The 22,047-nt window shown below is 68.3% G+C and carries 24 protein-coding genes and 1 pseudogene; 14 read left to right on the top strand and 11 right to left on the bottom strand.

Annotated features, from left to right (window positions below):
- Positions 1-7: 7 nt before the first annotated feature.
- Positions 8-982: an AraC family transcriptional regulator gene (locus ACIQ0W_RS07265; protein WP_396642088.1), complete on the bottom strand. Its 975-nt coding sequence runs from the start codon at positions 980-982 to the stop codon at positions 8-10.
- Between the two features lie 161 nt (positions 983-1,143).
- Between ACIQ0W_RS07265 and ACIQ0W_RS07260 the strand changes: the two genes are divergently transcribed.
- Positions 1,144-1,839, top strand: coding sequence for an alpha/beta fold hydrolase (locus tag ACIQ0W_RS07260; protein ID WP_396642087.1), 696 nt, complete (start codon positions 1,144-1,146; stop codon positions 1,837-1,839).
- A 75-nt stretch (positions 1,840-1,914) separates the two neighbouring features.
- On the opposite strand, the gene ACIQ0W_RS07255 is transcribed toward ACIQ0W_RS07260, so the two are convergent.
- The 3 genes from ACIQ0W_RS07255 to ACIQ0W_RS07245 are packed head-to-tail and all read right to left on the bottom strand — an operon-like array spanning position 1,915 to position 2,538.
- Complete coding sequence (locus ACIQ0W_RS07255; protein ID WP_396642086.1) at positions 1,915-2,079, bottom strand: hypothetical protein; 165 nt, start codon at positions 2,077-2,079, stop codon at positions 1,915-1,917.
- Between the two features lie 2 nt (positions 2,080-2,081).
- On the bottom strand, positions 2,082-2,339 hold the full coding sequence (locus ACIQ0W_RS07250) for a hypothetical protein (RefSeq protein WP_396642085.1): 258 nt from the start codon (positions 2,337-2,339) through the stop codon (positions 2,082-2,084).
- 13 nt (positions 2,340-2,352) lie between these two features.
- Positions 2,353-2,538: a DUF5302 domain-containing protein gene (locus ACIQ0W_RS07245; protein WP_396642084.1), complete on the bottom strand. Its 186-nt coding sequence runs from the start codon at positions 2,536-2,538 to the stop codon at positions 2,353-2,355.
- 367 nt (positions 2,539-2,905) lie between these two features.
- On the opposite strand from ACIQ0W_RS07245, the gene ACIQ0W_RS07240 reads away from it, so the two are divergent.
- From ACIQ0W_RS07240 to ACIQ0W_RS07230, 3 genes are all read left to right on the top strand, one after another.
- Positions 2,906-5,182: a polyribonucleotide nucleotidyltransferase gene (locus tag ACIQ0W_RS07240; protein ID WP_396642083.1), complete on the top strand. Its 2,277-nt coding sequence runs from the start codon at positions 2,906-2,908 to the stop codon at positions 5,180-5,182.
- Between the two features lie 216 nt (positions 5,183-5,398).
- The gene (locus ACIQ0W_RS07235; protein WP_396642081.1) at positions 5,399-6,421 is read left to right on the top strand and encodes an aldo/keto reductase; all 1,023 of its coding nucleotides are present in this window, start codon (positions 5,399-5,401) and stop codon (positions 6,419-6,421) included.
- Positions 6,422-6,540: 119 nt separating this feature from the next.
- Positions 6,541-7,143 carry a histidine phosphatase family protein gene (locus ACIQ0W_RS07230; protein WP_396642079.1) on the top strand — a complete coding sequence of 201 codons (603 nt, stop codon included), beginning with the start codon at positions 6,541-6,543 and terminating at the stop codon, positions 7,141-7,143.
- A gap of 173 nt (positions 7,144-7,316) precedes the next feature.
- Here ACIQ0W_RS07230 and ACIQ0W_RS07225 read toward each other — a convergent pair whose 3' ends face one another.
- Entirely contained in the window at positions 7,317-7,802 is a 486-nt protein-coding gene (locus ACIQ0W_RS07225) for a GNAT family N-acetyltransferase (protein ID WP_396642077.1), read from the bottom strand.
- A gap of 68 nt (positions 7,803-7,870) precedes the next feature.
- Here ACIQ0W_RS07225 and dapB point away from each other — a divergent pair, with 68 nt between their 5' ends.
- Positions 7,871-8,683, top strand: coding sequence for a 4-hydroxy-tetrahydrodipicolinate reductase (gene dapB / locus ACIQ0W_RS07220; RefSeq protein ID WP_396642075.1), 813 nt, complete (start codon positions 7,871-7,873; stop codon positions 8,681-8,683).
- Complete coding sequence (locus ACIQ0W_RS07215; RefSeq protein ID WP_396642074.1) at positions 8,680-9,135, top strand: hypothetical protein; 456 nt, start codon at positions 8,680-8,682, stop codon at positions 9,133-9,135. The genes dapB and ACIQ0W_RS07215 overlap by 4 nt, the downstream gene beginning before the upstream one ends.
- 31 nt (positions 9,136-9,166) lie before the next feature.
- On the opposite strand, the gene ACIQ0W_RS07210 is transcribed toward ACIQ0W_RS07215, so the two are convergent.
- The 4 genes from ACIQ0W_RS07210 to ACIQ0W_RS07195 all read right to left on the bottom strand — a co-directional run bounded on the left by ACIQ0W_RS07210 (position 9,167) and on the right by ACIQ0W_RS07195 (position 11,652).
- Positions 9,167-10,063, bottom strand: a complete 897-nt coding sequence (locus tag ACIQ0W_RS07210; protein ID WP_396642073.1) for a TIGR01777 family oxidoreductase — start codon at positions 10,061-10,063, stop codon at positions 9,167-9,169.
- Between the two features lie 14 nt (positions 10,064-10,077).
- Complete coding sequence (locus ACIQ0W_RS07205; protein ID WP_036297007.1) at positions 10,078-10,503, bottom strand: OsmC family peroxiredoxin; 426 nt, start codon at positions 10,501-10,503, stop codon at positions 10,078-10,080.
- Positions 10,504-10,622: 119 nt separating this feature from the next.
- The gene (locus ACIQ0W_RS07200; RefSeq protein ID WP_396642072.1) at positions 10,623-11,201 is read right to left on the bottom strand and encodes a DUF4395 domain-containing protein; all 579 of its coding nucleotides are present in this window, start codon (positions 11,199-11,201) and stop codon (positions 10,623-10,625) included.
- Positions 11,194-11,652 (bottom strand): TlpA family protein disulfide reductase, encoded by a 459-nt coding sequence (locus ACIQ0W_RS07195; RefSeq protein ID WP_396642071.1) that lies wholly within the window; start codon positions 11,650-11,652, stop codon positions 11,194-11,196. Before ACIQ0W_RS07195 ends, ACIQ0W_RS07200 begins: the two co-directional genes overlap by 8 nt.
- 103 nt (positions 11,653-11,755) lie before the next feature.
- Here ACIQ0W_RS07195 and thyX point away from each other — a divergent pair, with 103 nt between their 5' ends.
- Both thyX and ACIQ0W_RS07185 read left to right on the top strand, forming a co-directional pair.
- Positions 11,756-12,514, top strand: a complete 759-nt coding sequence (gene thyX, locus ACIQ0W_RS07190) for an FAD-dependent thymidylate synthase (protein ID WP_396642070.1) — start codon at positions 11,756-11,758, stop codon at positions 12,512-12,514.
- 20 nt (positions 12,515-12,534) lie between these two features.
- Positions 12,535-13,299: an SDR family NAD(P)-dependent oxidoreductase gene (locus tag ACIQ0W_RS07185; protein WP_396642069.1), complete on the top strand. Its 765-nt coding sequence runs from the start codon at positions 12,535-12,537 to the stop codon at positions 13,297-13,299.
- Between the two features lie 194 nt (positions 13,300-13,493).
- Here ACIQ0W_RS07185 and ACIQ0W_RS07180 read toward each other — a convergent pair whose 3' ends face one another.
- On the bottom strand, positions 13,494-14,132 hold the full coding sequence (locus tag ACIQ0W_RS07180; RefSeq protein ID WP_396642200.1) for an endonuclease domain-containing protein: 639 nt from the start codon (positions 14,130-14,132) through the stop codon (positions 13,494-13,496).
- Positions 14,133-14,228: 96 nt separating this feature from the next.
- Positions 14,229-14,369, bottom strand: a pseudogene (locus ACIQ0W_RS07175) (type IV toxin-antitoxin system AbiEi family antitoxin domain-containing protein); the annotation flags it as partial.
- Between the two features lie 306 nt (positions 14,370-14,675).
- Here ACIQ0W_RS07175 and dapA point away from each other — a divergent pair.
- From dapA to ACIQ0W_RS07145, 6 genes are all read left to right on the top strand, one after another.
- Entirely contained in the window at positions 14,676-15,653 is a 978-nt protein-coding gene (gene dapA / locus ACIQ0W_RS07170; protein WP_396642068.1) for a 4-hydroxy-tetrahydrodipicolinate synthase, read from the top strand.
- A 139-nt stretch (positions 15,654-15,792) separates the two neighbouring features.
- Entirely contained in the window at positions 15,793-17,469 is a 1,677-nt protein-coding gene (locus ACIQ0W_RS07165) for a ribonuclease J (RefSeq protein ID WP_396642067.1), read from the top strand.
- Positions 17,470-17,499: 30 nt separating this feature from the next.
- Positions 17,500-17,994: a GNAT family N-acetyltransferase gene (locus ACIQ0W_RS07160; protein ID WP_396642066.1), complete on the top strand. Its 495-nt coding sequence runs from the start codon at positions 17,500-17,502 to the stop codon at positions 17,992-17,994.
- 65 nt (positions 17,995-18,059) lie between these two features.
- Entirely contained in the window at positions 18,060-20,840 is a 2,781-nt protein-coding gene (locus ACIQ0W_RS07155) for a DNA translocase FtsK 4TM domain-containing protein (protein ID WP_396642065.1), read from the top strand.
- Positions 20,840-21,415 (top strand): CDP-diacylglycerol--glycerol-3-phosphate 3-phosphatidyltransferase, encoded by a 576-nt coding sequence (pgsA, locus tag ACIQ0W_RS07150; protein WP_396642064.1) that lies wholly within the window; start codon positions 20,840-20,842, stop codon positions 21,413-21,415. Before ACIQ0W_RS07155 ends, pgsA begins: the two co-directional genes overlap by 1 nt.
- Positions 21,412-21,948, top strand: a complete 537-nt coding sequence (locus tag ACIQ0W_RS07145; RefSeq protein ID WP_396642063.1) for a CinA family protein — start codon at positions 21,412-21,414, stop codon at positions 21,946-21,948. Before pgsA ends, ACIQ0W_RS07145 begins: the two co-directional genes overlap by 4 nt.
- Positions 21,949-22,047 lie beyond the last annotated feature (99 nt).

The raw sequence follows: 22,047 nt of genomic DNA, 5'->3' as shown, positions 1-22,047 counted from the left end.
CGACCCGTCAGGGTCGGTACGACCCGGGCGTCGCATCGAATCGCGCCCGAAAGACGTGATGGAAGTGCGCGACGTCGCGAAAACCGGATGCGGTCGCGATGGCCTCGATCGATCGTCCCTGCCAGGCGGGGGAGCGCAGGCGCTCGCGGGCGGCGTCGAGTCGGGCATGCAGCAGCCAGTCCCGGAACGTCTCGCCCGAGGCGCGGAAGTCGTTCTGGATCGTCCGCACCGAGACGTTCGCCGAGCGGGCGAACTCGTGCACGTCGAAATCGGGGTCGCCGATCCGTGACCCTGCGGCCCGCTTGGCGGACTCCAGCCGGGATGTCGGGTCCGCTTCGCCGGCCCCATCGGCACCGACCAGGGCTCCGCGCAGCATGGCGACGACCGCGCGTGTCATGGCGGCCGCGGCATCCCAGCGTCCCGCATCGAACTCCGTCGTCAAGAGGGCGCACTGCGCGCCCAGTCGTGCGCCCGCCCCCGAAGCGACGAGTCGCCGGTTGAGGTCGGCGATGTCGCGGCCGGTGGGCTCGGCGCCCGCGAACGTACGCGGGATACGGAGCGAGTACAGCCGGAATCGGCGACGGGGGTCGAACTCCAGATCGAACGGCTGCGCGTTGTCGAGCAGGACCGGAGCGCCGGGAGGCATCCGCCATCGCTGACCGAGGTGGTCGAGGCGGGCGGCGGAGTCCGGCGAAACGTTGATGAACAGCGCATCGTCGGGAACCCGCGCGAGCGACGAAGCGTTCCGTCGCGCGCCGTGGCCGGGCGCGCGGATGCGGGAGAGGATCGCGCCGTCCCAGTCGTAGGCGAGCACGTCTGCGTCGAACGTCACCGGCGAGGTCCGCTCGGGAAGGATCCCGAGGTACACATCGCACAGGGCGTCTCGAAAACTGTCGAACCGTTCGGTCTCCCGCTCGCCGACGGTCGTCGCGGACAGCACGGGCGCGGGCCCGTCGAGCATCCCCATTGCGTCCATCGCCATCGACTTTCGTTCTGCGCCACTGCGTGTCGGGTCGCGCGGATCTATCTTCGTCTCACGAGGCGAGAGCCTCAAGCGGGCGCCGCCCGAACGGCGCCCGCTTTCTTCAGCCCCGCGCCGCGCACGCGCCCTCTGATACCTCGACGATGAAGACGGAGCCACCCATGGCCGATCGCCCCACCCTCCTCCTCGTCCACGGCGCCTGGCACGGCTCGTGGGCCTGGGCCCCGCTCCAGCGCGAACTCGAGTCGCGCGGCTGGGACGTTCGCACCGTCGATCTGCCCACGGTGCATGCAGCCGACCCGCGTGGATTGCGTATGACGGATGACGCGGACGCCATCGCGCGGGCGATCGACGACATCGAGGGACCCGTCGCGGTCGTCGCCCACTCGTACGGCGGCGTTCCGACGACGCAGGGCGCGACATCCGATTCCGTCGTCCACATCGTCTACGTGGCGGCGTTCGTGCTCGACGAGGGCGAGTCGCTTCTCGGCGCCGTCGGCGGCGTCGCGCCCTCATGGTGGGTCGTCGACGGTCCGCTCGCGACGGCCGGGACGGATGCCGAGCCCGCCACCGGCCTCTTCTTCGCCGACGTCGATGACGTGACCGCATCCGATGCGGTGGGTCGGCTGAAGGCCCAGAGCAGTGCGGCGTTCAGCGACGCGGTGACCTCGGTCGCGTGGCGTGAAAAGGACACGACCTACGTCATCACCGAGCAGGATGCGGTGTTCCCGCTACCCGCGCAGGAGGCTCTCGCGGCGCGGTCGGGATCGACCGCGGTGCGGATGGACACGAGCCACTCGCCGTTCCTGTCGAAGCCGACCGAGCTCGCCGACATCATCGAGAACGCACTCTACTGAGTCGACATCGAGCACACGCTCGGCTGAGTCGCCGCCGTTGAAGCGGCATGGCCGGGCTCACCCGAAAGAGCAGCCTCAGCCCTCCATGCCCTGTTCGTACTGTTCGAGATCCAGCTCGAGCTGGCGGCGCAGCTCGGCGGTCTGCAGAGCCGTGAGCTCTTCGCTCTCGTCGCCCGGGGCGTCGCCCATCGCGACGGCGTCGCGCTCCTCGCCGGTGTTGGGCTCTCGTCGATCGGACATCGTCACTCCTCGCCGTACGGGGGCAGGTCATCGGCGCCGGCCTCGTCCGAGAGCGCGGCGTCCGCCTCACCCTCGAGGCCGGCGTCCAGGTCATCATCGAGGTCCTCGTCGGCGACAGCCGTCTCGGTGTCGGCGGGCGCCTCGAGGTCGATCGCGTGCGTCGCGTGGACCACCGTCTCGGGGTCGACGGAATTCGAGAGTGCCGCGTCGCGGGCAGCCGCGTCCGCGTCAAACTCTTCGAAGGTGGGCTCGAAGACCATCAGGTGCTCCTTCTCAGCCGCTCTTGCGACGGAACTCGCGCTTGACCGAGGCGGGACCCTGCGTCGCGTGAACGGCCGAATCGCCGTTCAGGTGGGCTTCGCCCTCCCGGTGCTTGGCGTTCTTCTTTTCGAGCGCCTCTTTGAATTTGCGCTTGACATCGTCGGCTGCCGCGGTGGGCGCCTTGTCGTCGGTACTCATGTTCGCCAGCCTACGCGGGCCCGCGGCGGCGGGGGAGTGCCCCTCGCGTCCCGTTGGCGTCCGCGCCGCACGGGCGATTCCGAAGGACCGGCTGGTAGGGTGAAACGTGATGGCGTGGCATTCGTCGTGTCATCAGACAATTTCATACGCATCGCGAACCGCGGTGCACCTGGAGCAGGCCGGCAGAAAGCTGGTCCCCTGTGGTGGTCTCCTCGTCGCGAGTGCGCCGAGTGGATTTCTACTGGTGGCCAGCGCAGGCTAGATCGCGTATTGCGCGCCGCGCGCCCATATCTGCCTGTTCCTGCTTCTTCGCACACACTCGTGCGCCATACGGGCGCGCGAGTCGAAACAAAGAAGGAGAGACCTCTTGGAAGGTCCTGAAATCACATCCGCCGAGGCCGTTCTCGACAACGGCCGCTTCGGCACCCGCACCGTCCGCTTCGAGACCGGCCGCCTCGCGCAGCAGGCTCAGGGCGCCGTTGCCGCTTACCTCGACAACGAGACCATGCTTCTCTCGGCCACCAGCGCCGGAAAGCACCCCCGCGAGGGCTTCGACTTCTTCCCCCTGACGGTGGATGTCGAAGAGCGCTCGTACGCCGCCGGAAAGATCCCCGGCTCGTTCTTCCGTCGTGAGGGTCGCCCCTCCACCGAGGCCATCCTCGTCTGCCGTCTGATCGACCGGCCGCTGCGTCCCTCGTTCGTCGAGGGGCTCCGCAACGAGGTCCAGATCGTCATCACGGTCCTCTCGATCGCTCCGGGTGAGTTCTACGACGCCCTGGCGATCAACGCCGCTTCGGCGTCCACCCAGATCTCGGGCCTGCCCTTCTCCGGACCGATCGCCGGCGTTCGCCTCGCGCTCATCCCGGGTCACGGCGAGCACGCCGACCAGTGGGTCGCGTTCCCGACCGTGACTCAGCTCGAAGAGGCCGTCTTCGACCTCATCGTCGCCGGCCGGGTTCTGCCCGACGGTGATGTCGCCATCATGATGGTCGAGGCCGAAGCCACCGAAGGTAGCTGGAACCTCATCAAGGGCGGCGCCGTCAAGCCGAACGAGTCCGTCGTGGCCGAGGGCCTCGAGGCCGCCAAGCCCTTCCTGCGCGAGCTCGTGAACGCCCAGCAGACGCTGGCGAACACGGCCGCCAAGGAGATCGCGAACTACCCGGTCTTCCTGCCCTACAGCCAGGAGACGTACGACTTCGTCGCGCACCGCGCATACGACCCGCTCGTCGGCATCTACCAGATCGCCGACAAGGTCGAGCGTCAGACCGCCGACGACGAGCTCAAGGACCGGGTCAAGGGCGAACTGCTCGGGGCTGTCGAGTCCGGTGAGCTGCAGGCCGTCGCGACTCTCGAGTTCTCGGCGGCGTACAAGTCCGTCACCAAGAAGATCGTCCGTGGACGCATCCTCGCGGATGGCATACGCATCGATGGCCGTGGGCTCGCCGACATCCGTGCGCTCGACGCCCAGGTCGACGTCATCCCGCGCGTGCACGGTTCGGCGATCTTCCAGCGCGGCGAGACCCAGATCCTGGGTGTCACCACGCTGAACATGCTCAAGATGGAGCAGCAGATCGATTCGCTGTCGCCCGTCACGCACAAGCGCTACATGCACCACTACAACTTCCCGCCGTACTCGACCGGTGAAACCGGCCGTGTGGGAAGCCCGAAGCGTCGCGAGATCGGGCACGGCTTCCTCGCCGAGCGCGCCCTCGTGCCGGTGCTGCCTTCGCGCGAGGAGTTCCCCTACGCCATCCGTCAGGTCTCCGAGGCGCTGTCCTCGAACGGCTCGACGTCGATGGGCTCGGTCTGCGCTTCGACCCTCGCGCTCCTGAACGCCGGTGTGCCGCTGCGCGCGCCGGTCGCCGGTATCGCCATGGGTCTGGTCTCGGACGAGGTCGACGGACAGACGCGCTACGCCGCTCTGACCGACATCCTCGGCGCCGAAGACGCCCTCGGTGACATGGACTTCAAGGTCGCCGGTACGAGCGAGTTCGTCACGGCGATCCAGCTCGACACGAAGCTCGACGGCATCCCGACCTCGGTTCTGACCGCGGCGCTGCAGCAGGCGAAGGATGCGCGTCTCGCCATCCTCGACCTGATCAACGCCACGATCGATGCTCCTGACGAGATGGCGCCCACCGCGCCCCGCGTCATCAGCGTGCAGATCCCGGTCGACAAGATCGGCGAGCTCATCGGCCCCAAGGGTAAGACGATCAACTCCATCCAGGACGAGACCGGCGCCCAGATCTCGATCGAGGAAGACGGAACCGTGTACATCGGCGCCGTCGACGGCCCGTCGGCCGAGGCCGCTCGCGCGCAGGTCAACGCGATCGCCAACCCGACGAACCCCGAGGTCGGCGAGCAGTTCCTCGGAACCGTCGTCAAGATCGCGACGTTCGGCGCGTTCATCTCGCTCCTGCCCGGCAAGGACGGACTGCTGCACGTCAGCGAGGTCCGCAAGCTCGCCGGTGGCAAGCGTGTCGAGAACGTCGAAGACGTGCTCGGTGTCGGACAGAAGATCCTCGTGAAGATCACGAAGATCGACGACCGCGGCAAGCTGTCGCTCGAGCCGGTCGTCGAAGAGTCGGCCGACCAGGCTGCTGACCAGGGTGCTGCCGAAGGCGCGCCCGAGGTTGCTGTCTGATCTGATCTGTCAGATGTGCGGAGCCCCCTCACCCCTCGCGGGTGCGGGGGCTCCGTCGTCTGTCGTGACCAAAGCGTTATGGCTAGTTCATAGGTTCGTCACCGGAACGCGCGCCACGGTCGGCGGGCTGCCCTACTCTCGAAGAAAGCGCCGGGGGGCGCGGCATGAGGCAAGAAGTCGCGACTCGTGGCACCTAGCGCGCGAGGGGGTGGGAGCATGAGTTTCTTCAGCACGGGCACCGATCTGTCGGCCGGGCAGGCATCGCCGCCCGCCCCGCACCCGTCCTCGCCCATCCCCGTACTCGGCCCGAGTATCGGTCACGGCATGCGTGTCACGCTCGGCGAGACCGGGCTCGAGATCTTCCCGCTCATGCTGGGTGGCGCGGAGTTCGGCTGGAACATCGATCTGTCGACCAGCCACCGGATCATCGACCGCTATGTCGAGCTCGGCGGGAACGCCCTCCACACGGCCGACTCGTTCTCGGCGGGCCGCAGCGAGCACATCATCGGCCAGTGGCTGGCATCCCGTCACGTGCGCGACGACATGGTGGTGGCCGTCAAGGTGGGGGCGCACCCCGACAACCCGGGACTTGGCCCGGTCAACCTCGTTCGCGCCGTCGAGGCATCCCTCGTGCGACTGGGCACCGACCACATCGACGTCCTGTACCTCGACGGTGCCGACACGTCCGTTCCTCTCGAAGAGACCCTGGCCACGGCCGAGTGGCTGATCGGTTCTGGCAAGGTGCGGCACCTCGGTGCTGCAGCTTTCACGCCCGAGCGTCTCGTCGAGGCGCGCATTCTCGCCTCAGCTGGCTACCCCCGCTTCACGGTGCTCGACGCGCACTACAACGTCGTGCATCGCTCTGCCTTCGAGGGCGACCTGCGTCTCGTCGCCGGTGCGCAGGGGATCGCGGTCACACCCTCGCATCCTCTCGCGCACGGATTCTTGTCGGGGCGGCATCGCAGCCGTGACCGTGTCGGCCTCTCGGCGCGGGGTATGCAGGTTGCGGCATATCTCAATCGGCGTGGCCAGAAAGTGCTCAAGGCGCTCGACGCGATCGCGCTCGAGCTCTCGGTGCCGGACGCCGCAGTGGCGGTTGCTTGGTTGCTCGCGCAGCGCACCGTCATCGCGCCGATCGTCAACGCCTACGCGCCCGAGCACGTCGAAGAACTGACGCAGGGCGTAGGCGTGCAGCTCAGCCGCGCGCACCTGGGTGAGCTGTCCCGCGCCGCCCAGTGACGCATCCGTTTCGGCACCACCGAGACCATTTCGTGACAGACCTCCTTGCTGTCGCCGATTCGTGACATAGGCTGGAAACGGCGTGGCATCGGGGCACGCCGGGACGAAAGCGAGCGAGGATGACGCACTTCATCTACCTCGTCCGCCACGGCGAGCACCAGGATGCCGAGCACGGACTCGTCGATGGTCCGCTCTCTCCGCGCGGTCAGCGCCAGGCCTCGCTCATCGCCGATCGTCTGTCGGGAATGCCCCTGAGCGCTGTGTGGCACTCGCCGCTGCTGAGGGCGACGGAGACGGCCCGCATGGTCGCCGAACGGATGCCCGCCATCACTCCCCAGGCGTCGTCGCTGCTGTTCGACTGCGTGCCGTCGGGCATGTCGCCCGAGACTCCCGCGGTGTATGAGCCGTTCTTCGGTGCGGTCACCGATGCCGAGATCGAGGCGGGTCGAGCTCAGATGGCCGACGCCGTGAGCGAGTTCCTCGTGCGCCGCACGGGCGAGGTGCACGAGCTCGTCATCACCCACAACTTCGTGATCAGTTGGTTCGTGCGCGAGGTGCTCGGGGCGCCCGAGTGGCGTTGGATGACGCTCAACCAGGCGCACTGCGGACTGACGGTGATCGCGCAGAAGCAGGGGCGTCCGTGGACGCTGCTGACCCACAATGACCTCGCACACCTGCCGTTCGAACTCCGCACCGGTCTGCCCGAGACCCACCCGGTCTAGCTCCCGGCCAGCTTCGGCCCTGCGCCGTTGTTTCTCGGCGCACGAGTTCGTCATTCAGTCCGCGCGTGGTCGGCCAAGGTCGTCTCCCGCGGATTTACGGGAGCCGGGCGCGGGCTCCGCCCAGGAGAGACTGAATTGTGAACGGCCGAGTGCCCGCACCGGCGGGATTCAGATCATGTGAGGGCCTTGCCGTACCAGCGCGTCGCGTTGGGGTTGTCGTTGTACGGCTCGATCGGCGTGAAGCCCGCCGACGCGTAGAGGCCGCCGGCAGCCGCGAGGGTGTGGTGCGTGTCGAGCACGAGCTCGGCGGCGCCCCAGGCGCGTGCTCGACGCTCGAGCTCATCGAGCAGCAGACGACCCCACCCTCGACCGCGGGTGGACGGGTCGAGGTACAGATGCTTCACTTCGTATCGCGCACCGGCCGGACCGTCCGGGATGCGTCGGATGCCCCCGCACCCGACCTCCGTGCGCCCGACCGCCTCGGCGGCCTCGTCCTCGACCACGAGGAACACGCCATCCGGCGCGACGAACGCCGAGGCATCCGGATACGTCGGTCGATACTCGCCGCCCGGGAACACCTCGGCGCGGGCCGCGAAGTACTCGGTCAGCAGGTCATGGGCGGTCGGAGCATCCGCCGCCATCTCGATGAATCGCACCACGCATCGAGCCTATGGCGCCGCGGCCCGGCGTCCCGCCGAGCGTCATAACCCGAACCTAGGATGGGGTCATGACGACACGCGTAGCCATCGTGGGCGGAACCGGGCGCCTGGGCGGCGTGGTTCGCGACGTAATCGAGACGACCGAGGGCTACGAGGTCGTCGCTGTGCTGTCCTCGCGCAGCGAGATCACCGAGATCGACGGGTCGGATCTCGTGGTGGATGTCTCGAGCCCGGCTGTCTCGATCGATGTCGTCCGCGCGGCCATCGAACGCGGAATCAACGTCCTTGTCGGTACCTCGGGCTGGTCGCAGGAGCGCATCGCCCTTGTCCGACCCCTCGTCGAGGCAGCGAAAACGGGTGTCGTCTTCATCCCCAACTTCTCACTCGGCTCGGTCATCGGCACAGCTCTCGCAGCCGCCGCGGCCCCGTTCTTCCCCTCGATCGAGATCGTCGAGGCTCATCACGAACGCAAGGTCGACTCGCCGAGCGGCACCGCGGTGCGCACGGCCGAGCTCATGGCCGCCGCACGCGAGAGCGTCGGTCCTGTCGAGGCGCCGCACACCGACCAGCGCGCCCGCGGGCAGCGCGTCGCGAGCATCCCCGTCCACTCGCTCCGTCGACCCGGCGTGATCGCGCGGCAAGAGGTGCTGTTGTCGGGCCCAGGGGAGTCGCTGCAGATCGTCCACGACACGGTCGATCCGGCGTTGGCCTATGCCCCCGGCATCCGGATCGCCTTGGATGCGGCGCGCACCGTGCGCGGCGTCGTCGTAGGACTCGACCGATTCATCGACGTGGGTATCCGCATGCCGGGAGACGAGTCGGAGACCCCCGTCGACGACGGTGGCGTGCCCGGGCAGGTTGCCCGGATCACCGGCCTGTGAGCGCACGCATCGGCGCGGCCATCATGGCCGCGGTGTTGGTTCTGTACGTGGTGCTCGTCGCTCAGCGGGCTTTCCTGCTGCTCGCGACGGGCGATCCGGTCGGGATCACGATGGGTGTCGCGCTGTTCGTCTTGCCGGCGATCGCGGCGTGGGCGATCGGGCGTGAACTCTGGTTCGGGATGCGCGCGGAGAATCTCGGTCGACGGCTCGAGCACGAGGGCGCCCTCCCCGACGAGCAGTTGTCGGTGCGTCCGAGCGGGCGGGTCGATCGCGACGAGGCCGAGGCGCTCTTCCCGAAGTACCGCGATGCCGTGGAGTCCGCGCCCGAGGACTGGCGTGCCTGGTACCGGCTCGGTCTTGCGTACGACGGTGCGGGGGACCGGCGGCGTGCTCGCTCCGCCGTTCGCCAGGCGATCCGGTTCGAGACGGCCGAGAGGCGCGGTCGCGCCTGACGCACGCTCGGCCGAACCCCATTGGGGTGGTTCAGCCCGCGGCCGGAATGACCTCGGCGATCGCCTCTTCGACGGTCGGGTGCGTGAAAGTGAACCCGGATGCTTCGAGGGACGCCGGGATCACGTTCGCGTCCGAGAGCAGCACGGCGTCCGCCATGTCGCGTCCGAGCCCGAGACGCAGACCCCACGCCGGGGCCCGGACGATGAAGGGCCTGTTCATGCGGCGGGCGAGGGCGAACCCGAGGTCGTTCGCGGTCGCCCGCGTGGGGCCTGACAGGTTGACGGGTCCTTCGAGCTGCGCGTCGATGACGTGCCGGATGGCTCGTACCTCGTCCACGAGCGAGATCCACGGCCACACCTGCGTGCCGCGGCCGAGTGGGCCACCGACGCCGAGTCTCGTCAGCAGGATGAGCGGCTTCAGGACCCCCTCGGGGTGGACGACCGGAGCAGTCCGCAGGAGTGTGACCGGAGAAGAACCCGCAGCCCGTGCCACCGCCTCCCACTCGACGCAGAGGTCGCTCAGGAATCCGCCGCCGGGACCCGCGTCTTCGCGGAGCTCGCGACCTGGCTGCGAGCCGTAGTAGCCGACGGCACTGGCCGACACGAACGCGGGTGCCGCATTCCCGAGCTCGCGCAGGGCCTCGGCGAGAACCCCCGTGGCCTGGAGCCGGGATGACACCAGGGTTCGCTTGTACGACGGTGTCCACGGGATGTGCCCGATGCTCGCACCGTTCAGGTTGACGACAGCCGTGGCGCCCTCGAGCACGCTCGGGTCGAGGGGCGATCCGTCCAACCAGCGGACCTCGGAAGGCCCCTTCGGTTCACGACGAACGAGGGTCGTCACCTCGACGTCGTCGGCGAGAAGACTGTCGGTGAGTGTCCGGCCGATGAGGCCCGAGCCGCCCGCGATGACGACGCGCTGAGACATCCGATCCGCCCGCCTCAGGCGAGCGTCGCCTCGAGCGTGATCTCGATGCCTGCGAGAGCCTGCGAGACGGGGCAACCCGTCTTCGCGTCCTGTGCGATCTTGGCGAAGTCCTCGGCGCTGAGCCCGGGGACGACCGCGTTGACGTTCAGATGGCTGCCCGTGATTCCGGTGCCCGGCACGAAGGTGACGGATGCCGTGGTGTCCACGCTCTCGGGAGGCGTGCCGTTCTCGCTCAGCGCGTGCGAGAGGGCCATGCTGAAGCAGGACGAGTGCGCCGCGGCGATGAGTTCTTCGGGCGTCGTGACGGAGCCGGATCCCTCGGAACGGGCCTTCCAATTGACGTCGAACGTGCCGGCGTGGGAGGTGTCGAGGGCGACCGTGCCCGAGCCGCCCATCAGGCTGCCCTTCCAGGCGGTGCTGGCTTCGCTCGTAACGCTCATGGGAGTCCTCCGATGTGGTTGTGCCGCTGCATCGTCGGCACGGATCGCCGACGATCTGTCTCTTCGGTCAGCCTAATCCGGCCCGACGACGTGCGCGACGCAACTCCGAGGATTCCGTCTCAGATGGCGGGCCGGGCGCGCCCGACGATCCCGGCGCGCTGCAGAACGAGGTACAGCTGGCAGCCGAGGCAGAGTCCGAAGACGGCGTTCAAGAATGCTGCGACGAACGCCGCCGCGGCGGCGATCGGCAGTGCCCACGGCACACCGGCGAGGTGCAGGACGAGGCCGATCGTCACGACGAAGAGGCCGACACCCTGCGCAAAGCGGGGCGGGCGCGGATCCTCGAGTTCGGTCGGGGGCTTCAGACGCGGGCGGACGATGCGGCGAAACAGCACGCTCCAGGGCGCGGTCCTCGGCGCGAGCACGCCCCACAGGAACAGCAGGGCGATCACGAGCATCAGGAGGAATGCCGGGTCGAGCACGCGCTGCGCGAGCGAGGCGTAGGTGATCGCGAACGATCCGTCTCCCGGGAACGTGCTCGCGGTTCCCGAAACGAATCCGAAGTCGAAACTCCGCGACGTCGAGAGTCCTGTCAATCCCAGCAGCACGGCGATGGCGAGGAGAACGGTGGTGATGGATGCCGCAAAACGCGGACCACGAGGGTCGATGCCCGAGGGTCGGCCCGCGCGGTTAGACACGTTCGGCCTCCGGCTTGGATTCCGGCTCGACGCCGGTCAGACGCGCGAGCTCCATCTCGATGACGTCACGGCGCGGCACACCGCCGAAGCGCGTCTGCACGACGCCGGCGCGGTCGAGGATGAGTGTCGTCGGGGTCTGCAGGACGTGGAAGTGCTTCGCGATGTCGGGACGATTGGTCAGGTCGACGTCCAGGTGGCGAACACCGGGTCGAGCGTCGGCGACCGCCGAGAGTGTGCGATGGACCCCTGGACAGCGTGAGCACATCTCGGTACTGAACTGCAGGAGTGTCGCGACATCGCCCAGGCCGTCGGCGCCGAGCCGGGCGGGCTCGACGACCTCATGCGGCACGTGGTGATGCGCGCGTCCCTGGTTCCACCGGACGACGAAACCCGCGACGACAGTGACCGTCAGCAGGACGGCCAATCCGATCAGGGCTTCAATGAGAGTCACAGCAACCCAGGATAGGCGCGCCAGCGCGGGCGGGTCGCGATCGAAGGACTTTTCACGGCGACGCCGTAACAATCGGTCGCACGGTCGCCGGTAGTCTGGGCGCGTGACCGATGCTGCTACCTCCGCCGAGTCCACCGTTCCCGCCGTCGAATTCCGCTCCGATGTGACCGTCGAGCTCGTACGGTCGAGTGCGTCCGACAGCGATGTGCTGTTCGCCGCGCGCGTCTCGACCATGGGTGAGCAGACGCTCGACGAGGCCGCCTCGGGCGCCGACGCAACGGCTCGAGATCGCGGACTGATCAACTACCTGATGCGCGACCGCCACGGTTCGCCGTTCGAGCACAACTCGATGACGTTCTACGTCCAGGCACCGATCTTCGTGTTCCGCGAGTTCATGCGGCACCGCATCGCTTCGTACAACGAAGAATCGGGCCGCTACCGGGAGCTCCGTCCGGTGTTCTACGTTCCGGCAGCCGACCGTCGCCTGATCCAGGTCGGCAAGCCCGGTGCATACTCGTTCCTCGAGGGGACCCCCGAACAGACAGCGCTGACGGACGCCGTCACGCGCGAGGCATCCGTGCACGCGTTCGAGGCGTACCAGCGGATGCTCGACGCCGGTGTCGCGCGCGAGGTCGCCCGCATCGTGCTTCCGTTGAACATCTATTCGTCCATGTACGTCACGATGAACGCCCGCGCCCTGATGAACTTCCTGTCGCTGCGCACCAAGCGTGAGGGCACGCACTTCCCGTCGTTCCCGCAGCGTGAGATCGAGATGGTGGCGGAAAAGATGGAGCACATCTGGACCGATCTCATGCCGTTCACGCACGCCTCGTTCAACGGCAACGGCCGCGTCGCGCCTTAGGGCGCCGTCGGGTTCGCGCGATGGCCAAGACTGCGCTCATCACGGGTGCTAGCTCGGGACTCGGCGCCGAGTACGCCCGCCAACTGGCGGCGCGCGGGGCGGACCTCGTGCTCGTCGCCCGCGATCGTGGGGCGCTCGAGCGCCTCGGGGCCGAGCTCGTCCGCGACCACGGGATCTCCTACGAGGTGCTCGCCGTCGATCTCACCAAGCCGCGCCAGCTCCAGAAGGTGACCGACCGTCTCGCCGACGTGGCGCGCCCGATCGAGATGCTCGTCAACAACGCGGGGTTCGGGCTGGATCTCGCTTTCGAGAGCAACGACATCGAAGATGAGGCGCGGCACCTGGCCCTGCACGTCGAGGTGCCGATGCGTCTGATGCGGGCCGTGCTGCCCGGCATGCTCGAGCGGGGCAGCGGGCGGATCGTCAACGTTGCTTCCGTCGCCGGGTTCATTCCGCGCTCGACGTATGGCGCCTGCAAAGGCTGGTTGATCAGCTTCAGCCGGTGGGCGAACGGGCGGTACGCACCGCGCGGGGTGACCGTCACGGCGGTCTGCCCGGGCTTCACGCACACGGGCTTCCACGAGCGGATGGGTCTCGCGCCCGGCAACGAGGGTGTGCCCGCCGCGCTCTGGCTCGACGCATCCGACGTCGTCTCGGAATCTCTCGGCGATATCGCCCGTGGCAAGGCCGTTTCGGTTCCGTCGCTGCGCTACAAAGCGCTCGTGGCTCTGATCCGTCTGGTGCCGCCGTCCCTCGCCGCGCGGGTGGGCGAGAGCGGCCGCTGAGACCGGTGCCGGTTCGTGCTGGTCGCCTCGACCATGGCGGTGGTTCGCGGGTGCCGTCTGCACGATCGGATTCAGACGCGCCGACGAAATCTCACTCCATCGGGGTGTCGCGCGCTCGGTCGTGCGGACGGCGCATCTCGGCGGCACGAGATCGGGCTCGCCCTTCGGCCGGCTGAGTTACGGACGGTCCATTGCTATGTCAGCGGAATGGATGCTTCGCGGCGCAGACCCGCGGGGGAGCGATGCAGATCGTTCGCGATCGCGCCGAGAATCGCCGCCTCGACCGTCTCCCAGTCGTGAATGATCTGCGCGTAGTCGAAGCGCAGAGTGACGAATCCAAGTGCAGCGGCGCGAGCATCTCGCGTGAGGTCACGGTGCCGGTTGTCTTCACCCGAGTGGGTATCTCCATCCGCCTCGATGATCAGCCAATCGCCGAGGACGAAGTCCACGATTCCGACGCCCGCGATCTTCACCTGCGTCACCACCGCGATGCCCAACCGGTGCAGGCGCAGCCGGATCAGCGACTCGAGGCCGCTGTCGGCGTCGCGCCGGGCGAAGTCGACGAGCCAGCGGTGCGCCGCGGGGATCGAGCGGCGCAGCTCGACGAGTTCACTGCGGGTGAGTAGGTGCTTTCGCAGGGCGGATTCCAGGGCTGCAAAGAACGACTCCTCGCCGAGGCATCCGAGCACCTGCGCCAGGGAGTGTGTCAGGGAGACCCGCCATCCGCTCGCACGCCCACGGTCGCGGTGCGCACGGCACGTGCAGTTCGGATGCCGGTGAGCCCGCGCGTTGGGCCCGAGCCATACGTGCACCGCTTCTTCGGAATCGAGCATCCAGACATTGTGGAGGCGCAGCGCGGAGGCGCAACAGAGGGCTCCACCATGTGCGAGCGCGGCGCGAGCCCCAGGCGGGAGCGTCGCAATCGCGTAGCACCCGCGGCGCGGCCGGATCAGAGTCCCGGTGGTGATCGCGTGCTGTAGATCGCGCGGCGAAATGCCCGCGGCTCGCATTTCACTCGCAGACGCTACGCCGCCGAGGCGTCGACAGACGAGTGCGGCATCCGGTGGCATCCCGTGATCATGGTGCCGGCCGCGTCCCTCCCATCGCCTCCCCGGGGATTTCGGGGGAGAGTCGTCCCGACGTATCGCATGGGGAGGAATGGTCGGGGTTTGCCGGGTCATCGGCTGTTCCATCCGGGGCCTGGGCGGGCTTGGTTGTTCCGTCCGCACGGCCGGCGCCCGACGCGCCGAGCAAGATCGAGACGCCACCCGTGTGTCGAGCTTCCGGTCGTGCGGAACGAACACGATCAGTCAAACCGCCCACCCACGCCCCGGGGGTGAGGGTGCTCCGCACCGCGGCCCGATAACCTAGGAAGCATGTCGCACACCGCCAATCCCTTCGGTCAGGTGCTGGTCGCGCTCGTCACCCCCATGACGGCCGACGGCGAGGTCGATTGGCCCGCTGTCGAAAAGCACATCGACGACGTGATCACGGCGGGTGCCGACGGCATCGTCGTCACGGGCACGACCGGTGAGACGAGCACGCTGACGGATGCCGAGAAGCTCCGTCTGGTCGAGGTCGGCAAGGACGTCTCGGCCGGCCGCGCCAAGATCATCACGGGCGGCGGCTCCAACGAGACCGCGCACGCGATCGGGCTGTACAAGGCGAGCGAGAAGGCCGGCGCCGACGGCATCATGATCGTCACGCCGTATTACAACAAGCCCACTCAGGCCGGCATCCTGACCCACTTCCGCCTCGTCGCGGATGCAACGGACCTGCCCGTCATCCTCTACGACATCCCGGGCCGCACCGGCGTCGAGATCAAGTACGAGACGATCCTGCGTCTCGCCAAGCACCCGAACATCCTCGCCGTGAAGGACGCCAAGGGCGACTTCAGCGAGGTCAGCCGCGTGCTGAACCAGACCGATCTGATGTACTTCTCCGGCGACGACGCGAACGTGCTGCCGCACCTGGCGATCGGGGCTTCGGGCCTGATCGGCGTGACCGCGAACATCACCGCGACTCCGTACCGGACGATCGTGGATGCCGTGAACCGCGGTGACCTCGCTGCCGCGACGGCCGCGCACCAGCAGCTCGAACCCCTGGTTCGTGCCGTCATGACGCACGTACCGGGCACGGTCGCGGCGAAGTACATCCTGCACGGCCTCGGCCGCATCGGAAGCCCGCGCGTTCGCCTGCCGCTCGTCGGTCCGGAGGAGTGGGAGGCCGCGACGATCGAGGACGAACTCGCCCTCGTCCGGGAGGTCGCCGGTGCCGACTTCTCGAACTTCCGTCCCGACCGCAACGCCGCAGCCGGCGGCGCCCTCCCCAAGATCCACGGCACGACCCGCTGATCTCGCGCCCGGCGCGCCGGAAGCACGAACAATCGCCCGAACGGGCGCCAAGAATCACAGCCGCGGACCCCTCACCGGGGCCGCGCACACCACAACAACACACGATCGGATGCCGCGAAGCGCGCATCCTGGAGGCAGCATGCCCACGAACGTCTACGAACCCCCGGTGCTCGAGAAGGGCACCCTGCGCGTCTTCCCCCTGGGCGGTCTCGGCGAGATCGGCCGCAACATGACGGTCTTCGAGTACGAGGGCAAGCTGCTCATCGTCGACTGCGGTGTGCTGTTCCCCGAAGAGCACCAGCCGGGTGTCGACCTGATCCTGCCGGACTTCGAGCCGATCAAGTCGCGTCTCGACGACATCGTCGGCCTCGTCCTGACGCACGGCCACGAAGACCACATCGGTGCGGTTCCGTACCTGCTGAAGCTCAAGGGCGACATCCCCATCATCGGCTCGGGGCTGACGCTCGCGCTCATCGAGGCGAAGCTCAAGGAGCACCGGATCCGCCCGTACAGCCTCACTGTCCGTGAGGGGCAGAACGAGAAGGTCGGACCGTTCGACCTCGAGTTCATCGCCGTCAACCACTCGATCCCCGACGCGCTCGCCGTCGCGATTCGCACCCCCGCGGGCCTGGTGCTCGCCACGGGCGACTTCAAGATGGACCAGCTGCCGCTCGATGGCCGCCTGACCGACCTGCGCGCCTTTGCGCGACTCGGCGAAGAGGGTGTCGACCTGTTCCTTGTCGATTCGACGAACGCGGATGTCCCGGGCTTCACCCCGCTCGAGAGCTCGATCGGTCCCGTGCTCGATCAGGTGATCGGCAAGGCCCAGCGCCGCGTGGTGGTCGCGAGCTTCTCCAGCCATGTGCACCGCGTGCAGCAGGTGCTGGATGCGGCGGCCGCTCACGGGCGCCGCGTGGCGTTCCTCGGGCGCAGCATGGTGCGCAACATGACGATCGCGTCGGACCTCGGCTACTTGCGGGTTCCGGAGGGCGTGCTGATCGACTACAAGAAGGCGCGCGACCTGCCCGACGACAAGATCGTCTACATGTCGACCGGTTCGCAGGGCGAGCCGATGGCCGTGCTCAGCCGCATGGCGAACCTCGACCACGAGATCGAGCCCGGCCCGGGAGACACGGTCATCCTCGCGTCCAGCCTGATCCCCGGCAACGAGAATGCGGTCTACCGCGTGATCGACGGGCTGACCAAGCTCGGTGCCAACGTCGTCCACAAGGGCAACGCGAAGGTGCACGTCTCGGGCCACGCGGCCGCGGGCGAGCTGCTGTACTGCTACAACATCCTCCAGCCGAAGAACGTGCTGCCGATCCACGGCGAGTACCGGCACCTGACCGCCAACGCCCGCATCGCGCACGACAGCGGCGTGCCCGTCGAGCGCACCTTCCTGGCCGAGAACGGCACGGTGATCGATCTGCGTGACGGCGTCGCATCCGTCGTCGGTCAGCTCGACATCGGGTTCGTCTACGTCGACGGCTCAACGGTCGGCGAGATCACGGATGCCGACCTCAAGGATCGCCGGATCCTCGGCGAGGAGGGCTTCATCTCGGTCATCGTCGTCGTCGACGCGGCCACGGGCAAGATCATCACGGGCCCCGAGATCCACGCGCGAGGTTTTGCGGAGGACGACAAGGTGTTCGACAGCGTCAAGCCGAAGATCGCCGCCGCGCTCGAAGAAGCCGCCCAGTCGGGTGTCCGGGACACGCACGCGCTTGCGCAGATCGTGCGCCGCACGATCGGTCGCTGGGTCAGCCAGTCGCTGCGCCGCCGGCCGATGATCGTGCCGCTCGTCATCGAGGCGTAGCAGAGGGCGCGGCGCCGCTACACTCGCCGCATGCCCGCCTCGTTCACCACGCGTCCTGCCGCTCAGGCGGATGGCGGGTTCTTGGCGGACATGGTCGTCGAAGCGGTCAATTGGCGTGCGGGCGGTGCGCGTCCACGGCACCAGATTCTGTCCACGCCCGAGCACAGCAGGTTCGTCGCGGGATGGAAGCGTCCGAGCGACGCCGGGTTCGTCGCCCTCGACGCGCAGGGATCACCCATCGGCGCCGCTTGGTACCGGATGCTTCCGCGTACCGACCCCGCTTTCGCCCATGTCGGCACGGGGGTGCCCGAGATGATCATCGGCGTCCGGCCGATCTGGCGCGCGCATGGGGTGGGGCGCGCGCTGCTGAAGCAGCTCACGATGCATGCCACGCAGGCGGGATTCGCTCGCCTCAGCCTGAACGTCGAGCGCGGCAACTTCGCCGCCGTCTTCTACCGCTCCGAAGGCTTCGCGGTCACGCAGCCCGGAGTCGGCCGCGACACGATGGTCAAGCGCCTCCGGTGAGACTGGCCTGAGGCCGAGCCGCGTCGCTGCGGCAGAACGTCGCCGTCCAGTCGTACCGTGGGGGAATGGCCAGGAGCACCAGTCCGACCAAAAGCGGCCGCGCGCCCGCCAAGGGCACCACGACGCGCGCGCGAAAGCCCGCGCCCGCACCCAAGCGTTATGACGACGAGCCCGAACGACCGCCCGTGATCGCTCGCGCTTGGATGGGCCTCGCCCACGGGGTGGGGGGGCTCTTCCGCGCCTTCGGTCCGGAGACGCTCGAGAAGGATCAGCGCCGTGATGGCTTCCCGTTCCTGCTCGTGCTGCTGGCGATCGCCGGCGGGGTCGTCGAATGGTTCTTCATCGGCAACGATGTCGCCCGCACGATCTCCGATTACAGCTTCGGCGGGATGCTCGGGCGACTCGCCTTCGTCCTGCCGGTACTCGTCCTGATCCTCGCCGCCTGGCTCTTCCGGCATCCGTCGAGCGTTCACGACAATGGACGCATCGGCATCGGCTTCGGGATGCTGGTGCTGACCGGCGCGGGCTTCTGCCATCTCGCCGGTGACCGCCCCGTCCCGAGTGAGGGGCTGCCCGTGCTCAGTCGTTCGGGCGGCTTGTTCGGCTGGATGGTCGCCGAACCCCTCGCCCTCGCGCTGACTCCCATCGGCGCATGGATCGTTCTGGTGCTGGTCGCACTCCTGAGCGTCCTCATCATCACGAAGACCCCGCCGAACCGCATCGGTTCACGGCTGGGGGAGCTGTACGGCTGGATGTTCGGGGAGCACGCGCGCCCCGAGAGCGCGGCGAAGGATCAGGGCCAACCCCAGGATCAGTCGGAGCCCGAGGATCCCGCAACCCCGTGGTGGCGGCGCAACAAGACCGGCCGCGAGGAAGACCCCGAGGGTGGGCTGAGTTCGCAGGACCTCACGGAACTGCTGACGCCCGGCTCGACGCACGGCGGTTTCGAACAGGCCATCGCCACGGTGTCGCCCGTCCCGCCCGCCCCGGTGTTCTCGCCGGACGCGCTGACCGAGGTCATCGACCCGAACCTGCTCGCCGATGCCGAACGCGCGGCCGCGGCCGCCCGACAGCACGGCACGTCGATCCACGGCACATCCATCCACGACGACGCCACCGAAGCGGTCGATGACGGTGTGCTGCCCGGACTGTCCGGCCTCGGCACGGACGGCGCGCTCGCCGGCAACCGCCCGGCGAACCCGTATCGTCTGCCGTCCGTCAGCGCGCTCGCCGCGGGAACACCCGCCAAGGCGCGCTCGGCGGCGAACGACGAGGTCGTGCGCTCGCTCACCGAGGTTCTACGTCAGTTCGGCGTCGATGCGCGGGTGACGGGCTTCTCACGCGGTCCCACGGTCACCCAGTACGAGATCGAGCTCGGCCCGGGCGTGAAGGTCGAGCGCATCACGGCGCTGACCAACAACATCGCTTACGCCGTGGCTTCCAACGAGGTGCGCATCCTCGCGCCGATCCCCGGCAAGAGCGCGATCGGCGTAGAAATCCCGAACGCCGACCGCGAGATCGTGACCCTCGGCGACGTGCTGCGATCGGGAAATGCGCAGCAGTCCACGCATCCCATGACGATCGGTGTCGGCAAGGACGTGGGCGGCGGATTCGTCGTCGCGAACCTGGCCAAGATGCCCCACCTGCTCGTGGCCGGTTCGACCGGTTCGGGTAAGTCGAGCTTCGTGAACTCGATGATCACGAGCCTGCTGATGCGCGCCAAGCCGTCCGAGGTTCGCATGGTGCTCATCGACCCCAAGCGGGTCGAACTGACGTCGTACGCGGGCGTGCCGCACCTGATCACCCCGATCATCACCAACCCCAAGAAGGCCGCCGAGGCTCTGCAGTGGGTCGTGAAAGAGATGGACATGCGGTACGACGACCTCGCGTCGTTCGGCTTCCGCCACATCGACGACTTCAACAAGGCCGTTGTCGCGAATGAGATCCAGCTACCCGCGGGTAGCGAGCGGGTGCTGAAGCCGTACCCGTACCTGCTGGTCGTGGTCGATGAGCTCGCCGACCTGATGATGGTCGCGCCGCGCGACGTGGAGGACTCGATCGTCCGCATCACGCAGCTCGCGCGCGCGTCGGGTATCCACCTCGTCCTCGCGACCCAGCGCCCGAGCGTCGACGTCGTCACCGGTCTGATCAAGGCCAACGTGCCGTCGCGTCTGGCGTTCGCGGTGACGAGCGTCACCGACTCGCGCGTCATCCTCGACCAGCCCGGAGCCGACCGCCTCATCGGTCAGGGTGACGGACTGTTCCTGCCGATGGGCGCTTCGAAGGCGATCCGCGTGCAGGGTGCGTGGGTCAGCGAGCGCGAGATCGAGACGGTCGTGGCGTACGTGACCGGACAGGCGCGACCGGAATACCGCTCGGATGTCGCGGCCGTGGCCGAGAAGAAGGAGATCGATGCCGACATCGGCGACGACCTCGAGCTGCTGCTCGCCGCCGCCGAACTGATCGTCTCGACCCAGTTCGGGTCGACCTCGATGCTGCAGCGCAAGCTGCGCGTCGGGTTCGCCAAGGCCGGGCGCCTGATGGACCTGCTCGAAGCGCGTGAGATCGTCGGACCCTCGGAGGGCTCGAAGGCCCGCGACGTTCTGGTAACCGCTGAACAGCTACCCGAGGTACTGGGTATGCTCCGCGGGGATGTGGCCCCTTCTGCGCCAGCCGCGCCCGCTGCCCCCGCCGCGGCCCCGGCCCCGGCTGCAGGGTATGAGACGGATTCGCGCTACGGCACCGACGCGGTCGCCGACTCTCTCGCCGCCCAGTACGACGGCCTACCGGTCGTCGACGCTGAGGACAACGACGAGGATGCCTGGGGCCTGACGGGGCGCGACTGATGGCCGTTCCCCGGCAGCTCCCGAACGCGATCACGGTCGCGCGGATCCTCTGCGCTCCGATCTTCCTGTGGATGCTGCTCGCCGATGGTGGCGCCGATGGCGCGCTGCGCTGGTGGGCGGCGGTCCTGTTCATCGTCGCGATCGCGACGGACGGGATCGACGGGTACATCGCGCGGCGCTACAAGATCGTCACGGACCTCGGCAAGCTGCTCGACCCGATCGCCGACAAGGTCCTGACGGGATTCGCGTTCATCGGTCTGTCGATCCTGGCCGAGTTGCCGTGGTGGATCACGATCGTCGTGCTGATCCGCGAGATCGGGATCACCATCCATCGCCTGGTCGTCGCGAGTGACCATGTCGTCGCGGCCGTGTGGATGGGCAAGCTCAAGACCGTCGCGCAGGCCGTCGCTCTGTCGCTCGCGCTGCTGCCGCTGGCGTCGGTCGTGGGGGACTGGATCGTCTGGGCCAACATCGTGACGATGTGGATCGCCGTCATCCTCACCATCGCGAGCGGGATCGACTACGTCGTGACCGAGATCCGCGGCGCGCGCCGCTCCCGCACCGACCGGACATGACGGACGACGCGCGGCCCGAGGGGGAGTGGCGCCCCTACGCGTCCACCGGAGATACCCCCCAGGATGCCGCCGCGGCCCTGGCGCGGCTGCGTGCGCGCGGCTGGACACTCGGCGTCGCCGAGTCGCTCACCGGAGGGCTGCTCGCCGCGGCCCTGATCTCCGTTCCTGGAGCCTCCGCCACGGTGCGGGGCGCGATCGTCGCCTACGCCACCCCGCTCAAGCATTCGCTCCTCGGCGTGGACGCGGAGCTGCTCGCCGAGCACGGAGCCGTTCACCCCGAGGTCGCGCGCCAGATGGCGGACGGCGTGCGCCGCGCGGTGGCGATCGACGGCCGGCCGGCCGAGGTCGGCATCGCGACGACGGGTATCGCCGGTCCCGACTCTCCCGACGGGCAACCCGTGGGTACGGTTCATATCGGAGTGAGGACGCCCGACGATTCCCGTGTCCTGACCCTTCGACTGGATGGTGATCGGGAGAGCATCCGGACGGAAAGCGTCGGGTATGCCCTCGCCGCGCTGTCGAGCATGGTGTGAGGGAATAGGACGTGTTTCGTCTCCGTTACATTCGGTGATTCCCAGCCTCTGCATAGCGGAGGGCATTAGATTGGCACCATTCGGTGCTGTAATGTGGCC

This window comes from Microbacterium sp. (genome assembly GCF_044340635.1).
Classification (GTDB): Bacteria; Actinomycetota; Actinomycetes; order Actinomycetales; family Microbacteriaceae; genus Microbacterium.
Note: the sequence above shows the minus strand (reverse complement) of the source record. Positions and strands in the feature narration are given on the sequence as shown.